This window comes from Stenotrophomonas sp. STEN033, from assembly GCF_056856655.1.
The window spans coordinates 35,221-61,268 of the sequence record NZ_JBXFWM010000003.1; the positions used below are offsets into that span (position 1 = coordinate 35,221).

The following is a 26,048-nucleotide window of genomic DNA, read 5'->3' on the forward strand; positions in this document are numbered from 1 at the left end:
CATCGCCTATTCCTTCACTTCATCAGTTCGGACACGTTCGTCAACAACCGAACTAAGTCCGCGATTAGCGTAAGAACCCGAAAGCCCAATGTCTCCTTGGCCTTCAATTTCTCGATGTCGTTGCTCTCTTCAAGCAGGGCAATGACAGCGTCAATTTCCGCGATAACACTTGTATCGAGTTGGCCTTGATGAGCGTCACGAATACGTTTGAGTACTGCAACGCTGTTCTCTGTCGTGCGAGCGTCCAATGGACTCTCCTTCAATCCGGGCGACATTGCCCGTGCCCATAGCAAGAAGCCGGAAGGGGCCAACCCGATACAACAAGCCAATCACCATTAAACGCTCTGTAACGTGCCCATCAACTTGCACATCACTTCGTACGACGAATCGGGCCTAGGCTCGAGACGTGTGCACAGCGCATAGCTCCATGAATGGACATGAAGCGTTCTCACTTCATCGAGAACCGATTAGCTAGCTCTTGCTTTCAGCGAACAGAAGGAGGAACTCATACCACCGAGAACATCAACCGAGCGATGTCACTCGGCCTAGGACCCAAGATAGGGGCTCAGAAGGGTCCTGTCAATATTTTTTGACTGTCAGTCAATACGCACAGCTGGGCGGGCTAGCGATAGCCAGTCTGGCGAAGCACGTCAACCAACGATAGGCACCCAATGCCGAAGTGGGCGCAAGCATTGGGAATCTTAGGCTTTGAAGCCTTCCCCATCGTTTCGTAGGTAACGACGCTTCTCCCCGCCGAAAGAGCGTATGCGACCACCCACGGGTCCGCACCGGACCTGTCTCGCTCATGGTCTGCCAAGTTCGGGAAAGCGATGAGAACATCCCTCAGTGCGGTCTGCACATCTGCGCTGGCAGGTACAAACAGCTTTTCCTGACTTTTCGTCCAAGCCGATAGCTCGTCTTCCTGTCGGTGGAGTTCATGCCTGACTTCGTCAATAGCAGCCACGTGCCCCTGGTCGACCAGGTTCTCCAGCCACCCCCAAATGGGCTGGAACAGGTCCGGGGGATATCGGCGAGTCCAAGGCTCTATGAGTGCACTCGTATCAAAGCTATAGCTCATCGAAGTGTCTCCGGCATCCCTACCTCCGCCTGAATTTTCGGCAGATGCAAAAGCTTGGTCCCTAGCATGCGAGAGAGTTCAGTCCCTGTAATGAGCTCACGCTGGTACGCATCAACCACCAAGCGGGTGAATACTCTCCCGTTGTGATTCACCACACGCCGGAAGTACTCAACGAACCCTCCGTCGTCGCTCGAGGCCCCTTCCATTGCCCGCTGTTGTTGAGCTCGCCAATGTCCATAGAAGTCAGGGGATGCGGCACGCCCAATCACTAGACGACGAAGCACAACCTCTGAAGAGGTACCGAACTGCCTTGATAGTTCAATTAAGGAGGAATCATCCCACTCACCTTCTGCGTTCCGCCGCAGTCCCTCAACGACGGTCCGTGAGCTTAGGAGCGCATCCATGGGGACCAATGCGGCGCCGGCAATGTGGTTGCAGAAGACCTCAATGCTCTCCTTCAAGGGCGAACGCGTTCCAGTTCCATCCACAAGGTCACAGAGACTGTCTTGTCCCAGTGCAAGGTGGCCGAGCTCATGAAGCAGGGTAAAGGTGCGACCTGCCGGTGCGTCACCCCCGTTGACAATGACGACTGGCAGCGGGAAAGACGCCAACGCGCATCCCCTCATCACGCTCACCGGAATACCGGAGGCTTGCATGATGAGAACACCCACTCGTTCAATCGCCTCCCGCCAAGTCTTCAACGCCGTGTACTTGTCGCGCCAAAGTCGGTTGCCGGGAGCCGGGACATCCAGCCAGCGCCTGAGCTTGGAACCAACGACTTCAGGGTCATCCTTAAGAGATGCCCTAAAGGTGAACTCAGGCAATGGGACCTCAAGCTCCTCAGCCAAGTCCAACGCATCCTGACGCTTAAGCTCGGCCAGTCGGAGCTCTAGCTCCAATGCGACACCCATTCCCGATTCACTAGTCTCCGGAAGAGTTCTGAAGTCGACTTGTCGCCGTCCTTTCTCGGGCGGAGGCTCAGGAAGGAAGAAAGTTGCTGTTGGCCTTTTCAGCCTGTCCGCGATGTCGCGCAGCTGAGCCATGGACGGCTGCTCGATTCCTTCTTCCCAAGCCAATACACGCTCTTCCGCTTGACCAATAGCTCCCGCCAAGCCGGAGACGCTCAATCCAGCCGCTTCTCTGGCCCAAGTCAGCAACGCGGGAGTAACGAGTGCAGGTGGCGTTCTCATGTGTGCAGCATAGCCTTCCATGGCGGCGTGGAGTTCTCAATTTGTATACCTCATGGGACTACCGAACCACCGTTCCACAACTCATCCCAAAATGATATTCTCACAACCTTTAAGAGTTTTTGGGACAACCAAGATGGAAGTCGTCGGCTACGCACGTGTCAGCTCAGCAGGCCAGTCTCTAGACGTGCAACTGGAGAAACTTTCGAATGCAGGATGCACCAGGGTCTACCAAGAGAAGCGCTCAGGACGCCAGGCCGAAAATCGCCCTGCACTTCAAGACGCCCTTGACTATGTGCGAGATGGCGATGTCCTAGTCGTTTCCCGCCTCGACCGCATCGCGCGCTCCGTACTGGACCTCGCCAGAATAGCTGACCACCTTAAGCACAAGAACGTCAGCCTCCGCGTCCTCGACCAGGGTTTGGATACAAACTCCTCTGAGGGCAAGCTGATGTTCAATCTCTTGGGGGCGTTTGCAGAGTTCGAGGCCGACATCCGCGCCGAACGCCAACGTGATGGCATTGCTCTCGCTCAAAAGAACGGAACCAAATTCGGACGCAAGAAGGCGCTCACTGAAGCCCAAGAGGCACGCATTAGGAAGATGCGACTGGAAGAAGGCTTCAGCATTGAACAATTGGCTGAGAGATTTGCAATTGGTCGAAGTAGCGTCTATCGAGCCTTGCAAGCTGCTCGCGAACAAGAGACCTAGCTCTTCTTAGTCCATCCCGGGACGGTGGCCGACCACACCCTGAACTCAGCGGACACGTCGTAGATGTCTTGGAAGAACTCAGCCACCACCCTGAGCGACTCAATCATATGATGAGTTAGAAGCGACATAGCCTGGTCTTCCCCGCCCGCGTACGAAACGAGCTGGGCTAGTGAAAGCTCACTGGTTCTGTCCGACTCGGAGTGGAAGAAGTCGTCATTGAACCATGCCCTCACCACGGCAGACGTGTTCAAGTTCGCGCCATCAACAGCCATCGACATCCTGCCCTCGAAAGCACTGTTCTCCCATCGCAGGCGATGTTGTCTCAAGCAAGGCCGCAAGTTCTCCACCGCCCCAAGCGAACGCAGCGAAAGAAGTTTGGTGAAGCAGAGAGGGTCTTTCTCAAGAAAGAAAGGCCGCATCTCCATGGCAAGCACCTTGACGTCAGAGTGCCTAGGCTTTCTCGAGGCCAATAGTTGCCCATTATTGAATGCTAGGCCAATGTCACCGATGGTCTGGCGCGCCTCGATAGAGCGCGTGAAACGCAGGAAGGCACGCTTCAGCCGACTGAAATCATCATCAGTCAGGGCAACTTGGCAGTCCACAGGTGCCACCAGGCGGGGGTGGGGCGGCAGCGCCTCTCCCGTCAGAGTACGAATGTAGTTGCCATGCTCATCGACGCAACGAATCTGAATCTTCACTCGGACTCCTCTATGCAGACGATGAGGGCTTCCCTGCACGACCGGCCCGCAACTCAGCAGCCAACTTTCGTTGCTCGGCTGGTGATAGCGTCGCAGCAAGAAGGATGATGTCACCTAGTACTTCGGTGTCAGCAAGAAGGTAAGCAAGTGGCACCCCCAACTCCTTCGCCAACCTACCAGCGGTCGCGAAATCTGGCTCAGAAGTTCCCAGCTCGTACCTTGTCACCCTACTGGACACGACATCCTCCGCCAACCCAATCCGCCGCCCAAGCTCTCGCTGCGAGATGCCCAATGCCAAGCGCGCGTCCTTCAAGCGCTTGGTGAACAGACTGCGAAGTTTTGGGAGCGCCATAAGCCGAGACGGAGACCATCCTGTAGCGGTCTACAGGATGGCCATCTCGAGCACTGCCGTATGCTACATTATCTGTAGCACGATGCCCGCTGGAGCATTGTTAGTTCTTGCGAGAACGGGCAACTGATAAGTCGCCGAAACCCTTGCAGGACAGGCATTCCCAGGGTTCTTGTGCTTGCTAAGGTGCATGTGTTTTAAGCAGCCAGAGCTACCGTGACTGGAGCGAGCTATCACTCAATGCGAGAGCCCCGCTCCGGTCACGTAAGGACCCAAACTGGCGAGCTACCGGAAGTCTCACCGTCTCTTTCCTAGTCCAGCCATCAACAAGGATGCTTTCCAACGATGAACCAACCTCTGAACCGTTCGGCCCCTGGGCAACCGAAGCGCATATCAATTGGCATTGCCATTCTGTCCGCTGCTCTCGTCAACGTAACAGCCTGCGCGCGTGACTCAGGGTCACATTCCCTCGATGAGATTGCCGCCGATTTGCCCAGCTACCTCGCACGCTACCCCGGAGTTCAACGAGGGCAGACGAGCTCCTGCATCGAGTTAAAAGTCGACTTAGTGCATGCCGTCAGGAACGGAAGTATCGATGCATCCGGCGGGCTCATTGACCGCACGACTGACCCTAGCCGACTGAGAAATGGTCAAGTCGTCTACTTTGAAGGGCTCGCCAAGAATGTAATCGTCCGGTAATCCCCCCGCTTTTAGCGGCTGCCAAAAGTGGAGCTATGCGGCCATCGCCAGTTTCATTGCTGGCGTGATGCCGCCGAGCGCCATGTTGGGGCGCTCGTGGTTGTACGTCCATAGCCAGCGCGTGGCCTTGTTCTGCACCTGCTCGATGGTGTCGAACAAGGTCGTGGCCAGCCAGGCATAGCGGACGGTGCGGTTGTAGCGTTCGACGTAAGCATTCTGCTGTGGCTTGCCCGGCTGGATGTGCTCGATCCGGATGCCTTCGCGTTCGGCCCAGGTCAGTAGCGCACCACTGAGGTATTCGGGGCCGTTGTCGCAGCGAATGACCTTTGGCTTGCCGCGCCATTGGATGATCTGCTCCAGTGACCGGATGACCCGGGCCGATGGCAGCGACAGATCGACCTCAATCCCGAGTCCCTCGCGGTTGAAGTCATCGAGCACGTTGAATAGCCGGAAGCTGCGGCCATCAGCCAGCTGGTCGTGCATGAAGTCCATCGACCAGACCTGGTTGATCGTCTCCGGCACCTCCAAAGGCTCCGGCCGCTCGCGCACCAACCGCTTCTTCGGTTTGATCCGTAGGTTCAACTCCAGCTCCCGATAGATGCGATACACCCGCTTGTGGTTCCAGCCAAAGCCCTTCACGTTGCGCAGGTGCAGGAAGCACAGGCCAAATCCCCAGTCGCGATAGGCCGTGGTCAGCCGGACAAGCCAATCGGCAATCCGCACGTTTTCTTCGCTCGCTTTGGCTTGATAGCGGTAGCAGGTCTGGCTGACCCCAAACGCTTGGCAGGCGTGCCGGATGCTCAGCGCCCTGTTCGCCACTGCCCACCTGGCCATCTCCCGGCGTTGAGATGGCCTCACCATTTTTTTGCCATCGCCTCGCGGAGTACTTCGGCGGTCATCTGCGATTCGGCATACATCTTCTTCAGGCGCCGGTTCTCCTCCTGCAGCTCTTTGAGCTGGGACATCAGCGATGCGTCCATGCCGCCGAACTTGCTGCGCCACTTGTAGAACGTCGCAGAACTGATTCCGTGCTCGCGACACAGCTCCGGCACGGGCGTGCCGGCCTCGGCCTGCTTGAGTACCGTGATGATCTGGCTATCGGTGAAACGGGATGTCTTCATGGAACCTCTCCTCGGAAAAGGGTACGAGAAAATTCCACTTTTGGCGTCAGCTAATCTGCGGGGGGATTACCGTCCCAATCAAGACTGCCAACGAGACTCTGTTCTCAGGGACCTTACAGACCGCTAGCTCAACAGATGGACTACTCTTCCGTTCGTCGGGGCAAGCAACCAATGCAAGAGTGAATGAGGGCTCTCTGATGAAGGGCGGGGCTTCTTCCCCGATGATGGACAATAGAGGCGCTTACGTCTGTGGGTTTGGCGTGGCAGTCGTCGGTGGTCGCTTGAATGGAATTGCGGTTACGGATGCCATCGAGTTCACGCCACGATGAGTGCGGGGTCCAAACAAGTTTGGCTTTTCGTCGACTTGTGACCGAAGTACCTACCGGCCATTAGGCCCTTAAGGCAGAGAGTCGAGCTCTCTGCCTTATCGAGTAGACCTAGGCAGCGGGGGGCAGGTCCGCGATGTGGACACTGTTCCTGCCTATTGGCAACACCATTCTTCGTCGACCATCCTTGAATGTGAGGAAGAGCTTGGGAGAATTGTTACCGTCCTTCGTAACAGTTGGTTCCCCTTTACCCACAGCCATGACGTCAATCCGACTCAGAAGGCGCGAGATGTGCTGCCTAAGCCTGACCCGGAGAAGATAGAGTTGCTGCGTCTGCGCTGACGCCATCTCGTCGTACAGGCGCAACAAGTTCTGAGCAAATGTGCCGGGGTCGTCAACGGTCATTCCAAGAGCCGCATCTTCCGTTTGGAGCTCTTCGGCGCGTTTCCTCTGCTCATCCGCCACCCCTTCCAGTGTGGCAATCACATTGACAAGGGTCCTAATGTTGGTGGGGGCCTGCAAAACAAGCTCCTCGGATAGACTCGCGAGTCGCCGTTCTGACTCGGCCAGCTCCAACGAAACACGCGCGAGTTCAGTACGGATTTGCTGCCGACGCTGGTTGGTGTCCACACCAGCGAGCACAGCTGCCAAATCAAGCTGCCGCAGGGCGTAGAGAACGTACATCTCCACGTCATCGTACTTCCACGACCTGTACTTGCAATCCTTGCCACGGCGCCCCCTGGAGCATACAAGGTAGCGCCCGCCCTTGCGTCCGGGTCCCTTGTTCGCCATGGACATTGGAGCGCCGCACCAGTGGCAGTACACAAATCCAGTGAACAAGTTCGTCAGCGTCTCCCCCTGCCGACCAACGAGTGAAGCAATCGGAGCGTACTGCCTCGCGTTCACTCGCAGGAAGAGGTCTTCGTCAAGCACCTTCGGGTAGTAGTCCGGCACCTCGTCGCCGTCAGGTACTCGCTTCTTTACACCCGTCGCCGAGTCGTAATACATGCGATGGGGCTGATAGAAGCCTATGAGGGAGCGATTTCGAAGAATCTTTGAGACGGATGAGTTTTGCCAGCCCTCATCAGGATTTCGGAAGCTGACAAAGCCGTTGGTGTTGAGGTACTTCACGATGCGCCCGCGCCCAAGACCGGCATCGGCCAACTCGTATATTTTTCTGACTGCGTCGACGCGTTCCGGGATGGGTTTGAACGAGCTAGTCGCTTCATCGAACTTCAGCCATTCCGGGGCTCTACGACTAACGGGCTTGTTCGCAGCATTCCTACGCTTCGCCTGCCACGCTGCCTTCACTCGCTTGGACTTCGTTTCAGACTCTTCATTGGCGCGATGCATGACACTCAGCGCCATGACCAGCGGCGCGAGCCCCGACTCCTTATCCAGCACCTGCGCCCCGTCATCATTAAGCGGGACAATCCTGATGCCTTTGTCAATCAGAGACACCAGCAAAGACAGTGCATCCATCACCTTCTGGCGAGAGAGCCTGTCCAGCGACTCAACCAAGAGGTACGAACCCTTTGGCACTCGGCCAGCGTCTACCTCTGCAATGAACTTCCCCAAGCCGTTGCGCAGGTTGGCGCCTCGATAACTGGAGACGCCCAAGTCTTGGAATGCACTGCTCTCCGTGAGCGTCAAGTTCTTCTCGCGTACAAACGCATCGATAGCTGCTTGCTGTCTTTCCAAGCTATGCCCGTCACTTTGTTCGGGCGTAGAGAAGCGGATGTACGTGTAGGCCAATGTCATGGGGTGTAATGTGCCATACATTGCTGCTGCTGGGCTCACCCGGCTGCGGCAAGACCTTGCTGGCCTCGCGCCTGCCCGGCATCCTGCCCGAGGCAAGCGAGGAAGAAGCACTGGAATCCGCGGCAATCGCCTCGATCAGCGGGCGCGGCGTTGACTCCAGTCGCTGGCGGCAACGTCCTTACCGTTCGCCGCATCACACCGCAAGTGCGGTTGCGCTGGTTGGCGGTGGCTCGCATCCGCGGCCCGGCGAAATTTCGCTTGCGCACAACGGCGTTCTGTTCCTGGACGAGTTGCCGGAGTGGAATCGCCACGCGCTGGAGGTGCTACGCGAGCCACTGGAGTCCGGCACAGTCACCGTTTCGCGGGCCGCGCGCAGCATGGAGTTCCCCGCACGCTTTCAACTGGTGGCGGCAATGAACCCATGCCCGTGTGGTTGGGCCGGCGACAGCAGCGGTCGCTGCCGTTGTTCCGCTGTGACAGATTCAGAAGTGAGTGCGACCAACCAGAAGTCCCTGCGAATGCCCGCCCACCCAGCGGTTCGAGGCTGACCGCGGCCAGCGGACGCTCGGGTACACGCCCCGGCCCCAGAACCGATCCAGGAACCCTGCCGGCCAGGCCAAAGGCACAGCGGCACCCCGTCGCTTCCCGCCTTGCAAGGGATGCCCGTGGTTTCCCGCCTGCAGTCCCCTCTGGCCGAGGTCTCGCTGGGCACGACCTGGTCGGGCGTGTCGGCGTGCCGGCCCGGCAGCACCGGGCGAGGGCTGCAGGGAATGACGCTCTACAGCGCGCTCGCCGCGGTTTACATGGATTTCGTCGGCATCACGCATGGATCCGTCGGGATTCTGTGGTGGCCTGCGGCCGCGCCGCATGTCGTCGTGGCGATCCTGCTGGCCGGGCGCTCGCCAGGAAGTAGCCGGACCCCCACGGGTCTTGATCACCGGTCGATGCTGAGCAGGGCGTGCAGCAGGTTGTCCTGGAAGCTGGTGTTGCCGGTCAGCTGGTCGTGGGCGACGCAGAGGAAAAACGCGTAGTCATGGGGGAAGTGGCTGTACGCATGGCGCTGACGGGACGGGTCAAGCACATCGCGCGCCAGCAGCGAGGCCTTGGTGACCGTACCGTCACCGGGCTCCAGCATCAGCCGGTCGTAATCAACGCCAGGCAGCGGCCTCCTTATTTCGCCTGGATCGAGCCGCAGCACGGTTTCTCCCGCCACTTCTTCGGCCAGCATTCGCGCCGGCGTCAGTTCGCAGTCTCCACCGAACACGATGGGTTCAATACCTGGCGTCGGCTCGGGAACCGAAAGCGCCCAGGTAAAGCGGCGCGCGCGCTCGAGGTGGTGGCCCAGATATCGCTCCAGCGTGGCAAGGTACCGTTCGGGATCGTCCCCGGAATGATGCTTGCGGATGCGCGCGCGCACCTCGGGGTCGAACACCGCCCATTCGAACCGACGCCAGATCGTGACATCGAAAAGATCCCTGTCCAGTGGCCGGCCGTCGTGGCCAATCAGCCAAGTGTTGAGCGCATGCGGGAACAGCTGGTAGAGCGACGGCATGGTCATGAGGACTTCGGGCATCATGCTCCCGAAGACCACTTTTCGGCCTACGATCATGCCGTGCAGCGCACCGACCGAACCGAAGTTCGGCGTGCCGAGCAGGACCATCCTGCGAATCCGCAGGGCTCCGGCCTGCGTGACGACGAACTGATTGCCGTCCAGCAGGTCGACGGCGCCATAGCGGGCGTAGTAGCGGGCGATCAATCCGCCGTTGGAATGTGCGATCAGGTCGACCTGCAGGCCAGGATCGCCGTGGTCGGCGCGAATCCGCGCAAGCAGCGCATCCAGCGCACGGACGCTGTCGATGTTGTCCTGCCGCCAATCGTAGGTGAAGACGTAGTAGTGCCGGCCGGCCGGCGGCGGCGCGCCAACCTTGGCGCGGCGGTAACCGCCACCCTGTTCAAGGGTGCGCAGCAGGGCTCCGTAGAAATCGAGCCCGGCGGCACCCTCGAAGATGTCGGTGGGCCGCAGGCCATCGTCGCGCGGCCGCAGGCTCACCGGGTCGATCGGCAGGGCGAGATCGTCGTAGTCCGACAGGGCTAGCCGACCCACGCCACCCGGCCAGCGCTCGCGGCCTTCGGAATCGGCCAGGCGCGCGCCAAGCACGCCATGTATGACGACCACGGGGGGCTGTTGGCTGCCTGTATCAGCGTAGAGCCGCGCAAAATCGGGCCTCGTCGTCTGGCTGCAGCCGGCCAGCATAAGCAGCAAGAAGACGCAAAGCCGTGCCATCCCTGAATCGCCCCGGGCTTCATAGACACCAACGGACTTTGTTGTATTCAACAGACGGCGGTCTCAATCGGTCGGCGCAACACACTCGCTCAGCCGATAGGCCGGCGTTCTGAAGCCCAAGGTTTCCCTGGGACGCGGATACGAGCTTAATGCAATCTTGTTTAGCGCGGCTTGGGAATGGACCGACAGGTCCGTTCCGTGCGGCAGGTACTGCCGCAGCAATCCGTGGGCGTAGTCGTGAATGAAACTGAACGCAAAGAAAAGATCAAGGCGCGAAGTCACAAGTGCGTGCGACTGGGTAATGCAGCGGACCACTCCCGCAGCTGGACAGGTTGCGCGAAAATATGGGCCCCTAGTTGCTTGCTCGTGCTCGGCGTATGCGCACTCCATCGTCGCAACTCAATCGTTTGCTCGAGGCATCGATCGCAGACAAGCGATTGGAGCCGGAGTTCTTCCGAGCACTGCTCGACGCGCGCGTGTTTGCCCACGCGCCGTTGGCTGACACGACCGGTCGTCTTCGGCTCATCCAGTTCAATGCCCCGGACGGAGAGCTGTTACTTCCCTTCTTTTCCGACATGGGAAAGGCCAAGGCCGCAGGCCGTGGTCGCGTCCGGATCGTGGAGTTGAGTGGTCGACAGCTCTTCGAGCTCTCGCTCGGCGCCACCCTCATCCTCAATCCCAACAACCACTGGTGCAAGCTCTACCCCGAAGAGGTTCGCGTGCTCCTCGCGAACGGGACAATGGCCGTCGTGGAGACTGACGACTACGCGGGTGGGCCGAAGATTGCCGTGGATCACCCAGTGGATGTTCCCGACGCGCTGCTTGCTACCTTTCGGCAGATCCTGGCCAAGCTTCACTACGTGGAAGAGGCCTACCTGGTCGACATGCGGCTTGAGCCCCATCTGGATCACCCCAACTGGGTGGTCGCCGTCACAACGCCCAAAGCCCAAGCAGACCGCGCCTGTCGGGCGATCCTGGCTGAGCTGCAGTCGCAGCCGGAGCTGACCACTGTCCCGTTGAGCCTAATGGCATTGCTTCCCGAGGACCCGGTTCCCGACTGGAAGCTGGCGCTGAACCCTGCGCCCTTCTATCGACGGACCCCCAGCGAGAGCTAGCGCAGGCGGCGCCGATGCAAGACGCGACGCGCCTCAGGCGCCAGCCGCGGCGGTATCTGCAGGGGAGGTCGCCAGCAGGGCATCAATCAGGGCGCCGACCGCCAAGGCGGCATCGGGACTGGCCACGAGCAGTTGGGTGAGTTTTCCCTCTAGCTCCCCGGCCACGCGGCCGGCTCCGCGTCCCGTCTGGGTCCTGGCTGCAACTTGCTGTGCATATTTGCATACCCGCAGTGCATTGCCGTCCAGCCGCTTGAAGTCGCCTGCGCAGATGCGGCTGACCTGGGACGGATGGATGTCCAAAGCTTCGCCAATAGCGGTTTGCGTAATGACTCGGGCTGACAAAAGTCGCCCAAGCAGCTGCAGGGAACGGTCTCGATTCATGTTGACATTGTGCAAACTTGCAATAGACTGTGCAAGAGCGAAAGAGCCCTCCGCTGCCAGACTTGATTCGGCATGCGAGGATGGTCCTGGCGCCGCCCGCGCGTTGTGATGGCCGGGCGGTGAGAGGCAACGGATTTGCCGGAAGGTGTGGGGAGAAGCCATGCAGCGCGCTTGCGTGATGCTGGGATCGGTGAACGTCAACATCGAGCTTCCGGAACCGGAGGCTGAAGTGATGCCGGGCGTCCGTTGGGGCGACGTCGCCGCCTTCCCGACCCCGGCCTACTGGGCCTATCAGGTCATGGCCCGCCGCATTGAGCGAAATGCCATCCGCTATCGCCTGGGGACCAGCCTCAAGGAAGAAGTCGGCGCCTGCCTGTTAGGAGGGCATGGCATCCCCGCCAAGGTGGGCGTCGTGGCGTTCGAACACCTGCGCCGCCGCGGCGCGTTCGCTGACCAGCCGCCGCCGGCGGAGACACTCCTCGCGTGGCTCTCCGAGCCCATGCCGATGGAAGACCGCTCCATCCGCTACCGCTTCGCCGGCCAGAAGGCCCGGTACCTATCCGCCGCGCTGGAGACCTTGGCCGCGGAGGCCGCGCCTCAGCAGTCGGGGCGCATCCTGCGCGACTGGCTCACCAAGATCCCTGGCATCGGTTTCAAGACCGCCTCGTGGGTCGCCCGCAATTGGCTGGACGCCGATGACGTGGCGATCCTGGACATCCACATCCTGCGCGCCGGTGTGCTCGCCGGGTTCTTCGATGCCGAGCTGACGGTCGAGCGTCACTACCGCGAACTGGAAGACCAGTTCCTGGCGTTCAGCGCGGGACTGGGCGTCCGTGCCTCTGAGCTCGATGCGTTGATGTGGTACGAGATGATGGCGTCGCGGAACTCAGTTGCGCAGATTCTCTCTGCGATGCCAGAGAGCGCATTCAAGGCACGGCACGCGCCCTCACGTCCGCCCGCCAACCCAGAGCGCCCCCACGCCCGCCAGCTGGCCCTGATCCGCTAAGCGCGCCGCCCAGGCCTGGCCGGTCATGCCGAGCAGGCACGTGCCAAGGCCCAAGCCGGCAGCGACCGCTACCAAGTAGCCCTGAAGCACCCCCGCGTCCCGCCATACGACGCTTTGCGAGTGCTCGTACTTGGCTTCCGTCTTGCCCGGCTCGGCCACGAGCCAGAGCAGCGTCGCCTCCGGGTCAGCGACGATCGATCGCGCCTGCTCGACGAGGCCTTCTAGCATCGGCATCTGGTCCGCGAGATCGTGCAGTCCATGACGGACACCGTCGTACCGCCCCCATGCACCAGTCTGCGGATCAAATGCCAGCACGTGGATGGGGTGGATCGCTCCGCCCGACGGCGCGGGCCGACGTTCGAGCTCGAACCCCAAGGGGGACGGGGCCCACGCGAGACGGCGCTGGCTGTGCCAGAACAGCGCTCCAAGCGCTTCGACGGGCAAGGCCTTGAGCTCCCGGACACTGCGCCGCTGCGCCAGGGCCTCGAACATCGGGGGGCCGCCGCCCTCGGCAGGCTGCGGCAGGGCCACGAAGTCGCCCGCAGGCCATACATAGGGCGTGTAAGGCTGGACCTGCGGCCGTGGCCGCGGCTCAGGCAGCGGAGTCCACGTCATTGCCGAGTTCCCGCCACACCTCGAAATACTTGTTGCAGCCCCGGCACTGGCCGCAGGCAACGTGCGATCGATGACAGCTGTGCGCCCAGGCGAGCAGCGAGCGTGGAATGCCCGATTGCTGCACCAGCTCCACAGTGGTTAGGCCGATGGCGGGTGCGCGCACGGTCAGTCCGCCCTCCTGCACCCGCATGACCTGATCCATGGCCGCCATGAAGGCGGGAGTGCCGTCTTGATGTGTGCCGTCCGAGGCCACGGCGCCCACGAGCAACGCTTCGGCACCGCGCGATACCGCGCGCATGCCGGCCAAGGTGATCAGCAACTGGTTGCGGTAGGGCCACCAGTCGCTGGCCGGGGCCAAGGCATCGGCGGGCTGTCCGGCCATATCGCCCGAACCAAGGGCTCGGCAATCCACGGTGATGACCTCGTGGGGGATCTCCAGCTGGAGACAGACCGCCCGAGCGGCCTGGATTTCGGCCGTCGCGGCGAGTTGGCCGTAGTCAATCGTCAACGCCAGGGCGGGCCGAAGCCACCACGCCACAGAAATGGAGTCCATGCCTCCCGAGAGAAGCAGCGCTTGCCTCACAGCGCCGCTCCCACCCAGACCGTGCGATAGATAGCGGACGTGAAATCGGCGACCAGGTGACACGCCGAGCCCTCCATCATCTTCAGGTCCTCGCGCTTTTCCTGCTCGCAGTACACAACGACCGGGCGGTCGATGGCCCGGGCGTAGCCGATCTCGTACAGCGTGCCCGCATCCAGGCCATCCACGATGGCCAGCACCAGGTCGCAATCCTTGATCGCCTGCAGATCCTTGTCGACCACGTCCTCCGCGGAGCCGTGGCCCACGTCGTGGTACGGCGAGAACACCTTCAGGCCCATCTGCTGCAGCGCCTCACGCGCTTGGGTCACCACCCAGAGCTGGGCGAGAGTGAAGAACGGGCCAGCGAGGTACACGGTCGGCCGCCACCCGTCCCGGAACCGGTCGGACGCCTTCAGCGCCACCGGGCTGAACTTGGCGAGCGTGGGGGCAGTCGCAAAGATCCGGTTCTCGCAGTAATAGGCCGTGGCGCGGGACGCCTGGTCTGCGGCGCCGACGGCGTCCAGCCCCAAGGCCATCCAGGCGTGAGCGAACGTCGCCGCGAACACGTCGCCGCTGCCGATCTTCCACACGCCCAGCGTGTCGTAGGCCGGAACATGGTGGACCCGCCCCTGATCCCACACCAAGGCCCCCAAGGGGCCGCGCTTGATCACCACCACCTCGGCCTGCTCTTGCTGGGCCAAGGCCTCGGCCATTCTCTCCGGCGTGTCCGCACGCCCCAGCAGCGCGGTCGCCTCGTGCCGATTGATCACCAGGGCAAGACGCTCGGCGGTGGAGCCCGAGGCACGGAACGATTCCGGGTGCTCGACGTTCTGCGGGTCGTAGACAACCTGTTTGGCGTGCACCGTGGCCTGCGTCTCAAGCATGCCGAACTGCAGTACCCTCTCGGCCTCCACTAGGAGTGTCGGTGGCGGCGTAGGGGGCCGGTGGATGACGGGCCTCGAGAGCCAATGGGTGTAGTGGAACCCGGCGACATCAGCCACGGCCGTGGCCCGCAACTCGAACCCCTCGAGGGCTGCGGCGCCTTCGATGATTGGACCAGACAGGTCGCACAGGCAGCAATGCAGTTGTGTCTCCCCGCCCAGCGCGGCGATGACGCTGGCGCCTCGGCCCGCGGAACCTAGGAACCGGTCCCACCGGGGGTGCATGCATAGCTCGCGGTAGACGCCGCCGACGACCTCGATCACCGGAAGCGCGCTCAGGTGCCCGGGACCGGGGCGATACGCACCGTCACCAAGCCACCGGTCACGGTGCGCACGGTCGCGGTGTACTGAGTCCCTTGCGTCAGGCATTCGCGCAGCCGCTGGACGCTCGGATCGGCGATGCCTCCGGCTACTTGGCCTTGGTGTGTCAGCACCACCGTGCTGACGCCACCGACTTGGTCAAGTGCGACATTGAGGATGGAGCCCCGGACCAGAGCCTTGATCACGTCGGCCTTGGGCGAGCTGATCTGTGTTTCGATCACCAAGGCGTCGCAGGCCACAGCCGTGTCGCGAAATCCGCCCCCGTAACCACTCCCGCTCGATCCCGTCATGTCGACCTCCTCCAAATAAGCCTAGGCCCTTCCACCCTTTGCGGGCAGCCTGGGCCACTTCTCAGCTACAACGCCTCATCACCGTCGACGCGGCCATCGGGCGGGCTTGTCGCCGCTTCTGGCGACGGGTCGGTTCCAACCGACTCTCGGCCCAAGGTGGCTTGGGCGGTTTCTCCCAATGCACAGGGTCGCTGCTCAAACACCAGCCCCTGATCCGTGCTCCGGCCGACCGCAACCATGTCGTCCGTGAGACGACGGACGCGCTCGCCACCGAAGGCGCAGGCATCGTTGGGATACATTTCAAAATGATACGTGAAGCGGCGGGCGGTCGTGGTCAACACCCCGTTGTAGGAGTGCTGGCCGATGTCGAAAATAACTGCGGTGGTCAGCGCCAACGCAAAGACACCGACCAGGCGGATGAGCACCTTGTCCGTGTTCACCGGTTTGGCGTCGGTTCCCGAGCCAAACCGCCAGCGCAGTACGCCCCAAACGCTCTCGATGACAAACCAAACGAACACGCCCACGACCACCAGCATGGTTCCCGCGGTAAGCAGGAACCCAGCCATCAATGGCGCCAGGAAAGTGACGGCGTAACTCAGGTGCTCGGGATCAATGCCGGTCGCTTCTTTCACCGTCACAGAAGCTAGCGCCATGGAGACCGCAACAACCATGGTCGCGCCCAAGGTGCCGACGATCTTGCCCAGCGGCCACTCCCAGGCGCGTAGCGCCGCGTGGTAGAGGTCGAGCAGAAACGCCGCCGTCAACAGGATCCCGCCCGCGGCCATCAGCCCGAAGATCAGCCGGTCCGGGCCCGAGACCTGAATCAGGAGTACTGAGACCCCCACCGTGCTCCCGCCGACGGTAAAGATGCGCAGCGGTCGCGATGCGGTTTCCCACCACGCCCGAAAGGATGCCGAAAGCTTTGAGCGCAGCGACGATGTTGCTACTTCCATCCCACGTCCTCGCAAATTGGTTAGGGCCGTTCCAGGTCAACGGCAGTTCGAGCACCATCCGGACGCTCGAACATTAGCGACCGCACGACGGGACGGTGGTGGCGCACTCCAAGTCGGTTCGCCGCCCCCTCATAGCGGCGCACGGTAGTGACGGATTTGTGGCTGCGGTCAGACCCCCAAGATCTGCCGGATCAGCACCTCCAGCTACAGATGCTGCTCAAGCCAATCATTGACCGCCTTCTTGCCCTGGCCGATGTAGGGCCTGTTGAGCGTCAGGACGTAGATTTGATCGTTCTTGTCGATGTACGGCTTCAGTTGCGCGAACACCTGCGCCGGCGTCTTGTTGGTCGAGATCGCGTAGGACGATTCCGAAAGCTTGGCCCACGCAAAAGTCTTCTTCAGGAACTCCAGGAGGTCAGCATGTCGCTGACCAGGGCTGTTGAGGTCGTAGGTGACTAGCAATGCCGCCATGGTGCGCTCCTAGATATGTGTCCTGTTCGCTGAGCGCTCAGAATGCATGGGCCCGCGGCGGGTTAGTTGAAGGGTTTTCAAGGCTTCCTCCGGCGCCGATTGACTGCCTCGCGCCCTGGTGGGTGCGAACTGCGCCACCTTGCTCATCTCCTCACACAAGACGGGAGCTACCCGCGAGGCACACACGTTCAAACCCGGGACGGCTGGTGGCCGCGGAGGTCTCTGGCTTCCGCTGGCGTCGCCAAAACCGCTGGATCGTGTTCGAGGGCGCCGTGGAATTTTCCCCCTGCGGTCAACACTTTGGACGGTGTTTTGCGGCCGAAACCCTCCGGTGCTAGAGTGTTGTTGCGGCTCCGGGCAGGAGCCGGCCACCCGTCTCTAGCGAAGCTGTTAACAGCACTGCCAGGCAAACTTTCCTGTTCTCGACCTGACTACTCCAAGGCCTCGAGCGCACGGCAGACGGGTGACGTACGGTTCCGGGCTGGGAGAGTCATCATGTCGAACAACACGGTTCGCCCGTCTTCTATCGAAGGCATCAAGCGCCTCGCCAAGTCCATTAAGCGCGAACGCGGTATCACCCACACCCTCAGCCTGGACGAAGCCGCCCGCCAGGGCGCGTTCCAGAATTTCCGGCACGCGCAGAATGTGTTGTCTGCCCGGGGTTCCACCCCGCGGGCGCGACACGGGCAGACGGTGTACATCACGTCCTACTGGCGTGATCGCGACGGCCGGACCCGGGGCCGCGAGACCCTCAAGCTCGAGCTGTCCCGCCCCTGGGCGGACCTGGTGTCTCGCGCTGAACTCCGGCACCACCGGGCTCTGCGGGATTTCCGGGGGGACGCGATCGATCACCTCGAAAGGCAGCAAGACGTCACGTCACAGGCCAGCGCCCGTGACCAGGTCTGCGCCGCCGCCCGGGCGCTGGTCTTCATGGATGCGACGGGCCTTCGTCCCACCAACCAGAGGCACGAGGCCATAGCTGGGTCCGGCGTGCAGCTCCCGGGCTTGGACCACTGGAGCGTCTGGAAGGAGACCAGTACGGAAAAGCTCCTCGTCGTTGATGAGCCCTATGCGGCGGCGATCCGGGGACTGGAAAGCCAGCGCGAGGCCTGGGCCGCGCGTCACGGCCTGCATCTCCGGCGCTCCGCGTGGGGTGGTCTTTACAGCCCGGGCAACGCGGTGATGGAGCTGATCTCCGACAGCGCGGACGGGGTGAGCCTGGACACCATCGTGGTTGCGCTGGAGTCGCTGCCCGATCCGCTGGTGAGTTCGGCCTGGCCCGGCGAATCGGCCCCGTACGCGCCGGTGTTTGTGACGCCGGGCCGCGCAGTGTTGAAGACGCGCAAGCGAGAGCGGCCCAGCCCTCACGATCTGCTGCGGCCCTACCGCAACTCCATTGGGTACGGCTCGATGATCGGAGGGCTGCAGCGGCGTCCGGATGCGCGCATGCCCCTGGACGCCCATGAGCGGGTCGCCACGCTGCTCAAGGGCGTCCTGGCCAAGAGCTATGAGCGCAAGGGCGTCTATAACCGGTGCGACCGCATCCGCTGCGATCTGGATGACTGGGTGCAGCGCGAGTACAAGACCAGCGATCTCCCCGCCGAGCAGTTCAACGCGCTTTATTACGGGAGCCTGCCGGAGGACGCGGGCCGCCTGACCCGGGTGTCGGCTGTTGCCTGTCATGCGGATCTGGACCAGGTGCGAGAGCTCGTGACGCAGCACTACCCGGACTGCGTACCCCGGCGGTCGCTGTTGCGGACGCTCGAACTGGCCCAGGGCTCGCTGACGGCGCTCATTGCCGGCAAGCGCTGATCGAGACAGGTACCCCCGCCCCACGGGGCGGGGGCACTATCGTCGCAGGCGCGCCCAGCGTCTTCAGAGCGGTCATGCCACCCCAAAACACCCCTGCGATTGCCCGCCCGGCTTTGCTTACAGGAACAAGTCCATGTCCAAGTACTTCAATGACAGCCCCATCGAACGTCCCGACGACGACCAGTACGGCATTAGTGCATTCGCGCGGGCCGTAGCGACCAGTCTTCTGAATCTCGCCAATCCGGTCGGAACGACCATTGCGATCAACGGCCCTTGGGGCTCGGGCAAGAGCAGCGCGGTCAATCTGATCCGCAACGAGCTCGACGCCCGCAAAGACGAAAAACTCAAGGTCGTGGACTTCAGATGCTGGTGGTATCGAGGCGAAGAAGCCATTGCGCTGGCGTTCCTGCAAGAGCTCAACGGGGCGCTCAAGAAGTCCCTCGGGGATCGAATCAAGGGCATGGTGCCCGAACTGGGCAGGCACATCCTTCAAGCGGGCCCGGTGATTGGCAGTGCGGTCGCATTGGCCACGACAGGCGGGATTGGCGCGCTGGTCGCAGGGTCCGCCGCGTTTACCAAGCGCTTCTTCCCTGACAAGCCGCCCCTGGAAAAAACCTTCGCCGCGCTATCGGAAGCCCTGGCCAACCAGTCCTGTCGTTTTCTGATCATCATCGACGACATCGACCGGCTATCGCCGGACGAGGCACTCGCGATTTTCCGCCTAGTAAAATCGGTAGGTCGACTGCCCAACGTGATGTATCTGCTGGTCTTCGACCGCGTCCTTGCTGACGCCGCAGTCCAAGACCGCTACCCGTCGGAAGGGCCGCACTTCCTGGAAAAGATCATTCAGGCCAGTTTCGAGCTGCCGCCGCCTGCCCGGAGCGACCTCAACAGCGCGTTGCTGTCGGCCGTTGAACAAATCTGCGGGGAACCCAGCGAAGAACATGTCGTTCGGTTCATGAACGTGTTCTACGACGCGGTGGCGCCGTACCTGGTCACGCCCCGCCACGTGACACGGCTGATCAATGCGATGACCGTGACCTGGCCGCCTGTGGCCAATAACGTCAGCCTGGCCGACTATCTGGCCCTGGAGACGCTTCGCCTGTACGAGTCCAGTCTCTTCAATGCCATCAAGCATCACCGCGACGTACTGACCGGGGCATCCGCGTCTCAAAAGTCGCGCGACGATGATCGTTTCCTGCCATTTCTCGCGGGTATCCCAGACGCTAGGCAAGCCGCCGTAAAGATTATCTTGCAGCGGCTCTTTCCCGCCATGGAGAGCATGACGTACTCGGGCTTCCATGAGGCGTGGGATGCCGAACGGCGCGTCTGCCTGAGCAAGCATTTCGACACCTACTTCAAGCTGTCCCTCAGTGACGACACGATGTCAGCGGCAGATATTCAAGAGTTCATCAACAACGCCGGGGATCAGAACTTTGTCCGAGATCGGCTGCGCCGCGCCGCGCGGCAGATTAGGAAGGGAAAGCAATCGATGGTCCCGGTGGTACTGGGTGAGCTAACCAGCCACGCAGGGAGGATCCCGCGAGAGCAGGCCAAGGATTTTCTGTGCGCGGTGTTTGAGGTGGCTGACGACATCACCAGAACCGAAGATGAAGAGCGCGGCTTTGGCGCTACCGATACGCGGATGCGGCTGCACTGGTTGATTCGTCGCGTGGCGGATGAGCGGTTCACCTTGCAGGAGAAGTCCGAGCTTTACCTGGCGGCGACGGAGCGTGCGTCACTGGGTTGGCTGACCGATTTTGTTTCCTCTGCCTACACCGACTATCACCCCCGCGAAGGCAGGCAGGTGGACCTCTCCACGTGCCTGGTGGCCGAGAACGCTATTGCCCCCCTCACGCAACGGGCCCTGGATGGGCTTCGTCGGGCCGCCACCAACGGCGAGCTTCTGGTTCGAGGCGACCTCATGTTCAGCCTCTATCGCTGGCGGGAATTTGCCGAAGATGACGGCGCCGAAGTAAAGGCCTGGCTCTCAGAGCAGATGAAGCGTGAGGAAACCCTCATCCTCCTGGCCAAAGCCCTGACCGGGGAATCGTGGTCAGCGGGAATGGGCGGTTTCGGCAGCTTGGGCGACCGCGTCTCGCGACGACAGTATCGTGCGCAGGTCGATAGTAACTTCGACCTCTTCGACACGAGCTGGTTCCGAGCGGAGTTGGAACGCATGGTGAAGGAGAAGAAGCACGATGCAGACGATCTCGCAGCGGTCCAGGTGTTCTTGGACGCGTGGAACAACCGCCGAGCGTGACGGGACGATTGAGCTGATCACGGAGCATCGACGGCCGGCAGCGCGGTCCTAGGGCGGGGGTTGTTCTGCCCTGGCTTCATGGTGGAAGGGTTCGCCGGGCATCAGGCGAAAGTTGGCCTCCTCCGCGGGAAGGCCGTTGCGCCGCAGGAGTTCTATCGCCGCCCCCTTTTGCGCTAGATCGTCCAACATCGCCTCCTCGACCTTTTCCAAGTGCGACAGCATGTGGATGAATCCCTGCATGACCTCGTCGCAACCCGAACGAAGGTCCGCCTTGGACACGTCCGCGGTTCGGATGTTCAAGGTTTGAATACCCGAATGCGCGGCCTGTGAGTTCCTCAACGTGTTGCCGAGCGCCATGTGGTCCATGGCGCAATGATCGAACTCCAGACAAAGGTGGAAGGGGTGCGCCAGTGAGCCGACCAAGGAGATCAAGTGCGGCTTCTTACCGTTCTCTTTTCTGCACGTGGTGCACGGCGCCTCCAGCAATTGTCCCAGTGCTTTCTTCATGTACCTAGATTCAGGAAACTGCGTGCAGTAGAGCAGCTGCTTGATCGTGGTTTCGCACATTCTTGCGGTGTAAAGAACCACCTCGTTGTACAGCCTGAGCCGCTCGATTTCGGCATCGATGGGGTCGTCCTGCGCCGAGGGCACCGTGCAGTAATCGTAGTAGGCGTTCACGACGCGGGCCAGGATCAGGGCAATCGACCCGCCGCTAAACGTGAAGGGATTGGTGTAGCCGCCTGTGGTCGTGAGGTCCGCGTTTGACAGCAGCGGCAGTTGACCTCGCTGCTTCAGCCATGCCCGCATTTCCCGCGCCAGCGGAATGAAGTTGATGCCGACCAGTTTATGGCCGTCCCAACGGAATGCCTGGGGGCGATAGCCCCACTCCTGGTGTGACCCATGCCAATCCCGGTGTGGCGGGCGCTGATCCTTACGGGAGACTTCGTTCGTCGTCACGGGCCATTGGCTTCCGTAGACATCAACCAGCGCCCCCGTGCTAGCAGCTCATCGACATCATGCTGAATCTGAATCACGTCCGGATCCACTTCGCCCAGGGATTCATGGACGGTGTGCAGCCGAGTGACCGTGTCAATTTTCTCTTGAAGCGTAAGGCGGGCCATGGTGGCTCCTCGTGGCGGCGCGGATGACCGGGTGGCGTGCTCGACCGCAATTCGCTGCAGCGGTTCGGCCTCCCCGCCTGTCGGCAAGGAGTATTCGACATAGTGACTATAGAAGCTGCCTGGTTTTCCGGCCAAGGTTGCCTGGCGGCGCAGACGGCCCGCCACCCCTGGCGACGTAGGTGCGACAGGCGGGGCCAGGCGTCCGGCGTCGACATCGCAAGCTCGCCGGAGCAGGCAAAAATCGGCCCCGGCGTTGACGCCGGGGCCGGGTCAGACCTCAGTGCTTTTCGTCTTTGGGCGGATGCGGATCCCGTCCATAGCTGTCGCTGTCACGGATCCGGCCGTCGGGGCGGTGGATGACCACCTCCACCCTTTCGCGCTGCGCCTGGCCCTTGGCACGCTCAATGGCCTCGCGCTGCGTGTCCACCACCACGCCGGCGCGGCTGGCACCTTCGCGCTTGGTCGCCCAGCCGTTGTCGTGGGGCACCACATGGATATCCTTCTTCTTGCTCACAGCACATCTCCTCGCGCCGTTATCGATAGCGGCGCCGTTGTCGTCGGAAATAGAGAAGTCTCACCTGCCAGCAGGAGCCCAACTTGCGCTGTGGCGTCCACTCAGGTTGACGGCTCTGCACTCGAGTGATGAGATAGCCGGGCTGCCGGCGCGTTTCGCGCCGGCAGCGACGGCCACTGCCTCAGGCTATTGCGAGATGGTGGCTAAGCAAGTTCATCACCCTCCTTCCGAATCAACCTTTTCGGCTAGGTGTCCCCGCCACGGGAACGATGGACGTCTCGAAGGGCCCAAGGCTGCAACCTTGGGCCTTTCTCTTTTTCGGCCTTTCACCGAAATCCTGGCACTTTGAATGCGCGCCGTGCTTCCTATTTCTTATTAAATCCAACAGCACAATTCTAGTTTGCCACGGTCTTCTGGATATTGCTGATCGACACCACCTGCTGCTGAACATGTAGCCCGCCGGCGCCACCCAACAGGTCGATGACCGCGATTGGATGCCTGGATGTCGCACTGGCCGCCTAAGGATAAAGGCCTCCACGTCTCGGGTACTGAGACAGCCTCTACGCGCTGGTGCAATGGCTTGGCAGGCTACCAGCCAATCCGCGTCGCTTTGGGCGTGGCGATGTGGTCGGGCTCCTTGCCCAGCTGAAACGCGACGACGTACAGGGCGGTCACCTCCATCGGTTTGGCATCCGGCGCGGGCGGTCCAAACTTCATCCGCAACTTTCGCTCGGCGTAGCGCAATGAGATGCCAAGCGACCGGAGCTCATCCATGTGGCGCTCCAGATCCTCGTGGACTTCGAGCTTCTGAGTCTCTGAGTACAGCTCCGAGCAATCCCGGTAGTCCCGGAAGTAGTCCACCAGCGCAGCAAACGCTTCGGCGGCCTCCCGCGGAAGCTCGAACGCCGGCTCAGAGACGTCCATCTCGCAGCCCTCCACGAGCTTCGCAAACTGACGCCCGGTGCTGATCGGCGCGAGGGCCAAGGTGACGTTGTCCCGATCAAAAGCTTCCTTTGCCGCCTTGAGTTCCGCCTCGCTCGGAATCGAGAACGGCTTGTTCAAGGCGTCCAGGTCCTGCAGCTCGAAAGCCCGAGCCAGGGCTCGTCGGGTATCAAAGTTGGCTGACTCGCCCCGTTCAACGCGCTGGACGGTGCGAACACTCAGGCCAGAGATCGCCGCCAGCTGCTCCTGGGACCATTTCCGCGACTCGCGGACCAGCCTGGTAAAGGCACCGACCTCCGGGACGGTCAGGACCCGGGGAGAGGTGGGACTGTTGGTCGGGTTCATGCCGCTCGCTCCTGACGATTTGCTTGCGGGCCAGTGTAGGCACCCCGCCGCGGGCGAACACGACAGCGACCCGCCAGGGAGGCGCCAGGGACAATACCGCTTGGGCAGGGGCAGAGCCCGGCCCCGGGCCCGGGGCCGGGGGCCCGGATCAGGACTGGATCTGGAACAGATCCCGCACGGAGCAAAAAACTTCCCCACGCTCGGCTGCGTGCCGCAACTTGCGGTCCAAGACCTCTGGCAGCGGTATGCGCTTGTCGAGCATGGTCCAAAGGTCCAGCCCATCCATGCACACGATCGCCTTCGCCCGTCCAAACGACTGCAGTCCATCCTCGGTGAAACCGCTGTTGCTGATGAACAACCCACGCGCCCATGCCGCCTTCTCGGTCACCTTGCCGTGGAAGTTCCGAAGGTCGGCCGCCGGGGTCTTCGGGCTATGCCACTTAGCCTCAAGCAGATAAAACTCCCCCTCGAACTTGAAGCTACCGTCGATCTGCTCCCCCACAAGGCGGAAGGGGCTGTTCGGCTGCAGGCCGTAGGCTCGAAACAGTCCGATCAAGAACTTCTCGAAAGCGTATCCGCGCGGATGGGGCTCCAGGTTGTGCAGCGCGATCAGCTCGGACTTGAGCGACTCCACTGGAATCGGCGACGCCGCAGGCGGCGGGGCAACGCCGTGGCCCACATCCCGACCTTCCAGACGCCCAATGACCTCGAGCAGCATGCCGTCGGCATTTGGCAGTTCATCCGTGCGTCCCGAGTCCCGGTAGATCTTGGCGCGGCATTTGAGTAGCTCTCGGAGCGTTCGAGCGGCGGTGGCCTTGTCGACACCTTGCAGGAAGGTACGAAGTCGCTTGGCCTTGGACGTACCATTCACCGCAAAGCTCGGGTCGTTGAAGTCGATGTTGAGTTCATCCAGGAAGAACTCTGCAATCGTGCGATCAGAGAAGTTGAGCACGAAGCCCGATTCCATCTCCAGCACGCGGTCGACCACCCGCATTTCTGACGCTTTCAAGTTCGACATGCCATCCCTCGACCTATGCCCCGACACGCCCAGACCGCGACGCCCCCTGGGGCAATCATCAGCGATCAGACGGGGATGGGCAAACCGGCTGAGAGGCCTCCTCCCCTCGTGTCGACCGATTTTGAAGAGGCTAGATCACGCCCCCTCGTCCGACACCAGCCCGGGGTTAAAACGCGTCGCCATCCGCTGTCAGGTCAGGCGGATACGCTCGCCTAGGGCCAGCGCTCAATCGCGTCCAAGAACGCTTCGATGCCGTTATTGCTCTTGGAGAAGCATCGGGCAATGGGCATGTCGACGCCCTCCTCGGCTATCCGCTTGCGCAGCCCGTTGACCCTTCGCTCCCACGCCTTGTCCAACAACACCAGGTCGCAGTAGTCCACGGCATCCACGGCATGCATGAAGTCCAACGCGTCGTTCCGGGAGATATTGGCGTTTATGTCAAGGACAAAGTCTCGCGAAAGCTCACCCGCGATCACAAACTGGCGGGATCGGCCATTACCGAGCGGGGCGGCCTTCGCATTGGCCCGGTAGGACTCAGCCTGCCGGTAGCGTTCGAAAGTCGCCTTGATGGGCAGGGCTGCCCCGTTCAGGCACTCGAGCATCTCCTCCCTGCGGTCATGCACTAGCTGGAACATGCCTTGGAAGACGTCTTGGAGCGAGCCAACTTGGCAGAATCTCTGAGAGAACCAATCCAGATTCTTTGCATCTGGTCGAGGCCGCGAGCGCTGGCTGAGACCCCCATCGCCTTCCTCAGACAGCGGTTTGGTCTCAAAGAGGTAGATGTGCGGGACCACCTGCGCGAGCAAAATTTCCGCCTGCGCGCAGTGCCTGGGGTCCTTGAACACGGCGAACTCCCCCATCGACAGCGGCGCCAGCAGCCAAGTGCCGTTCTTGCGCTTGATGGCCTCTGCAAACCGGGTGGTCAGCTGAGTGCTTTCGGATATCTCCCGAATCGCGTACGTATCGAGATAAACCGTGGGACTGGCGAACTGCTGGGTCCAGACCACGTAGTCCCCGTCGACGGCAAATGAGATCGGCATCCGTCATTTTCTCAGAGAGTGCACCGAGTGCGGCATGGGTGCCGACCACCCTGGCGGCTGCTAGATAGTACTGCGCCCAGCGGCCGTCCCCAGGCTTGACTGGGCAGC

At 61.6% G+C, this 26,048-nt stretch carries 26 protein-coding genes and 2 pseudogenes; 6 read left to right on the forward strand and 22 right to left on the reverse strand.

Annotated elements, in window-relative coordinates; genetic code table 11:
* Positions 1-14 precede the first annotated feature (14 nt).
* From AC1VXC_RS01930 to AC1VXC_RS01940, 3 genes are all read right to left on the reverse strand, one after another.
* Positions 15-248 carry a hypothetical protein gene (locus AC1VXC_RS01930; protein WP_481538008.1) on the reverse strand — a complete coding sequence of 78 codons (234 nt, stop codon included), beginning with the start codon at positions 246-248 and terminating at the stop codon, positions 15-17.
* Positions 249-622: 374 nt separating this feature from the next.
* Complete coding sequence (locus tag AC1VXC_RS01935; RefSeq protein WP_065197325.1) at positions 623-1,078, reverse strand: DUF4411 family protein; 456 nt, start codon at positions 1,076-1,078, stop codon at positions 623-625.
* On the reverse strand, positions 1,075-2,121 hold the full coding sequence (locus AC1VXC_RS01940; protein WP_456115917.1) for an ImmA/IrrE family metallo-endopeptidase: 1,047 nt from the start codon (positions 2,119-2,121) through the stop codon (positions 1,075-1,077). The genes AC1VXC_RS01935 and AC1VXC_RS01940 overlap by 4 nt, the downstream gene beginning before the upstream one ends.
* A gap of 280 nt (positions 2,122-2,401) precedes the next feature.
* Here AC1VXC_RS01940 and AC1VXC_RS01945 point away from each other — a divergent pair, with 280 nt between their 5' ends.
* A complete protein-coding gene (locus AC1VXC_RS01945; protein ID WP_346486222.1) occupies positions 2,402-2,974 on the forward strand; it encodes a recombinase family protein in 573 nt (190 codons plus the stop codon).
* On the opposite strand, the gene AC1VXC_RS01950 is transcribed toward AC1VXC_RS01945, so the two are convergent.
* The 4 genes from AC1VXC_RS01950 to AC1VXC_RS01965 form a co-directional block, all read right to left on the reverse strand.
* Positions 2,971-3,672 carry a hypothetical protein gene (locus AC1VXC_RS01950; protein ID WP_346486220.1) on the reverse strand — a complete coding sequence of 234 codons (702 nt, stop codon included), beginning with the start codon at positions 3,670-3,672 and terminating at the stop codon, positions 2,971-2,973. The two genes, AC1VXC_RS01945 and AC1VXC_RS01950, sit on opposite strands and share 4 nt — an antisense overlap.
* A 10-nt stretch (positions 3,673-3,682) precedes the next feature.
* On the reverse strand, positions 3,683-4,024 hold the full coding sequence (locus AC1VXC_RS01955; RefSeq protein ID WP_346486218.1) for a helix-turn-helix domain-containing protein: 342 nt from the start codon (positions 4,022-4,024) through the stop codon (positions 3,683-3,685).
* Between the two features lie 729 nt (positions 4,025-4,753).
* Positions 4,754-5,841, reverse strand: a protein-coding gene (locus tag AC1VXC_RS01960) for an IS3 family transposase (protein ID WP_231732378.1) whose coding sequence is annotated in 2 segments (ribosomal slippage) — positions 4,754-5,589 and positions 5,589-5,841 — 1,089 coding nt in all. Because the reading frame shifts where the segments join, the coding sequence is not laid out codon by codon here.
* A 437-nt stretch (positions 5,842-6,278) separates the two neighbouring features.
* Entirely contained in the window at positions 6,279-7,928 is a 1,650-nt protein-coding gene (locus AC1VXC_RS01965) for a recombinase family protein (RefSeq protein ID WP_481538007.1), read from the reverse strand.
* A gap of 14 nt (positions 7,929-7,942) precedes the next feature.
* On the opposite strand from AC1VXC_RS01965, the pseudogene AC1VXC_RS01970 reads away from it, so the two are divergent.
* Positions 7,943-8,401 (forward strand): annotated as a pseudogene (locus AC1VXC_RS01970) (ATP-binding protein); the annotation flags it as partial.
* Between the two features lie 461 nt (positions 8,402-8,862).
* Here the strand turns inward: AC1VXC_RS01970 and AC1VXC_RS01975 are convergent.
* Both AC1VXC_RS01975 and AC1VXC_RS01980 read right to left on the reverse strand, forming a co-directional pair.
* The gene (locus AC1VXC_RS01975) at positions 8,863-10,191 is read right to left on the reverse strand and encodes an esterase/lipase family protein (RefSeq protein ID WP_157173542.1); all 1,329 of its coding nucleotides are present in this window, start codon (positions 10,189-10,191) and stop codon (positions 8,863-8,865) included.
* An 84-nt stretch (positions 10,192-10,275) separates the two neighbouring features.
* Positions 10,276-10,440: pseudogene (locus AC1VXC_RS01980) on the reverse strand (IS30 family transposase); the annotation flags it as partial.
* Positions 10,441-10,589: 149 nt separating this feature from the next.
* Here AC1VXC_RS01980 and AC1VXC_RS01985 point away from each other — a divergent pair.
* Positions 10,590-11,327, forward strand: a complete 738-nt coding sequence (locus tag AC1VXC_RS01985; RefSeq protein WP_005411388.1) for an enhanced serine sensitivity protein SseB C-terminal domain-containing protein — start codon at positions 10,590-10,592, stop codon at positions 11,325-11,327.
* Between the two features lie 33 nt (positions 11,328-11,360).
* On the opposite strand, the gene AC1VXC_RS01990 is transcribed toward AC1VXC_RS01985, so the two are convergent.
* On the reverse strand, positions 11,361-11,912 hold the full coding sequence (locus AC1VXC_RS01990; RefSeq protein WP_198283852.1) for a hypothetical protein: 552 nt from the start codon (positions 11,910-11,912) through the stop codon (positions 11,361-11,363).
* On the opposite strand from AC1VXC_RS01990, the gene AC1VXC_RS01995 reads away from it, so the two are divergent.
* Entirely contained in the window at positions 11,899-12,714 is an 816-nt protein-coding gene (locus AC1VXC_RS01995; protein WP_232282059.1) for an 8-oxoguanine DNA glycosylase, read from the forward strand. The genes AC1VXC_RS01990 and AC1VXC_RS01995 overlap by 14 nt on opposite strands.
* Here the strand turns inward: AC1VXC_RS01995 and AC1VXC_RS02000 are convergent.
* The 6 genes from AC1VXC_RS02000 to AC1VXC_RS02025 form a co-directional block, all read right to left on the reverse strand.
* Positions 12,655-13,329 (reverse strand): nitroreductase family protein, encoded by a 675-nt coding sequence (locus AC1VXC_RS02000; protein ID WP_005411390.1) that lies wholly within the window; start codon positions 13,327-13,329, stop codon positions 12,655-12,657. The genes AC1VXC_RS01995 and AC1VXC_RS02000 overlap by 60 nt on opposite strands.
* Positions 13,307-13,912 (reverse strand): 7-cyano-7-deazaguanine synthase, encoded by a 606-nt coding sequence (locus tag AC1VXC_RS02005; protein ID WP_481517025.1) that lies wholly within the window; start codon positions 13,910-13,912, stop codon positions 13,307-13,309. The genes AC1VXC_RS02000 and AC1VXC_RS02005 overlap by 23 nt, the downstream gene beginning before the upstream one ends.
* Positions 13,909-15,114, reverse strand: a complete 1,206-nt coding sequence (locus tag AC1VXC_RS02010) for a PfkB family carbohydrate kinase (RefSeq protein WP_054662520.1) — start codon at positions 15,112-15,114, stop codon at positions 13,909-13,911. The genes AC1VXC_RS02005 and AC1VXC_RS02010 overlap by 4 nt, the downstream gene beginning before the upstream one ends.
* Positions 15,115-15,125: 11 nt before the next feature.
* Positions 15,126-15,461 (reverse strand): hypothetical protein, encoded by a 336-nt coding sequence (locus AC1VXC_RS02015; RefSeq protein ID WP_054662517.1) that lies wholly within the window; start codon positions 15,459-15,461, stop codon positions 15,126-15,128.
* 65 nt (positions 15,462-15,526) lie between these two features.
* Positions 15,527-16,414 (reverse strand): hypothetical protein, encoded by an 888-nt coding sequence (locus tag AC1VXC_RS02020; RefSeq protein WP_162486348.1) that lies wholly within the window; start codon positions 16,412-16,414, stop codon positions 15,527-15,529.
* A 204-nt stretch (positions 16,415-16,618) separates the two neighbouring features.
* Entirely contained in the window at positions 16,619-16,885 is a 267-nt protein-coding gene (locus AC1VXC_RS02025; protein ID WP_054662511.1) for a hypothetical protein, read from the reverse strand.
* Between the two features lie 495 nt (positions 16,886-17,380).
* Between AC1VXC_RS02025 and AC1VXC_RS02030 the strand changes: the two genes are divergently transcribed.
* Entirely contained in the window at positions 17,381-18,697 is a 1,317-nt protein-coding gene (locus AC1VXC_RS02030) for a DUF5623 domain-containing protein (protein WP_005411396.1), read from the forward strand.
* 133 nt (positions 18,698-18,830) lie between these two features.
* The gene (locus tag AC1VXC_RS02035; protein WP_005411397.1) at positions 18,831-20,960 is read left to right on the forward strand and encodes a KAP family P-loop NTPase fold protein; all 2,130 of its coding nucleotides are present in this window, start codon (positions 18,831-18,833) and stop codon (positions 20,958-20,960) included.
* A 48-nt stretch (positions 20,961-21,008) separates the two neighbouring features.
* On the opposite strand, the gene AC1VXC_RS02040 is transcribed toward AC1VXC_RS02035, so the two are convergent.
* The 6 genes from AC1VXC_RS02040 to AC1VXC_RS02065 form a co-directional block, all read right to left on the reverse strand.
* Positions 21,009-21,917, reverse strand: a complete 909-nt coding sequence (locus AC1VXC_RS02040) for a hypothetical protein (protein ID WP_005411398.1) — start codon at positions 21,915-21,917, stop codon at positions 21,009-21,011.
* Complete coding sequence (locus AC1VXC_RS02045; RefSeq protein WP_005411399.1) at positions 21,914-22,081, reverse strand: hypothetical protein; 168 nt, start codon at positions 22,079-22,081, stop codon at positions 21,914-21,916. Before AC1VXC_RS02045 ends, AC1VXC_RS02040 begins: the two co-directional genes overlap by 4 nt.
* A 277-nt stretch (positions 22,082-22,358) precedes the next feature.
* Positions 22,359-22,595: a DUF2188 domain-containing protein gene (locus AC1VXC_RS02050; protein WP_005411400.1), complete on the reverse strand. Its 237-nt coding sequence runs from the start codon at positions 22,593-22,595 to the stop codon at positions 22,359-22,361.
* Positions 22,596-23,183: 588 nt separating this feature from the next.
* On the reverse strand, positions 23,184-23,882 hold the full coding sequence (locus AC1VXC_RS02055) for a helix-turn-helix domain-containing protein (protein ID WP_005411401.1): 699 nt from the start codon (positions 23,880-23,882) through the stop codon (positions 23,184-23,186).
* Positions 23,883-24,030: 148 nt separating this feature from the next.
* Positions 24,031-24,900, reverse strand: coding sequence for a restriction endonuclease (locus tag AC1VXC_RS02060; RefSeq protein ID WP_005411402.1), 870 nt, complete (start codon positions 24,898-24,900; stop codon positions 24,031-24,033).
* Positions 24,901-25,112: 212 nt separating this feature from the next.
* Positions 25,113-25,940, reverse strand: a complete 828-nt coding sequence (locus AC1VXC_RS02065) for a hypothetical protein (RefSeq protein ID WP_005411403.1) — start codon at positions 25,938-25,940, stop codon at positions 25,113-25,115.
* Positions 25,941-26,048 lie beyond the last annotated feature (108 nt).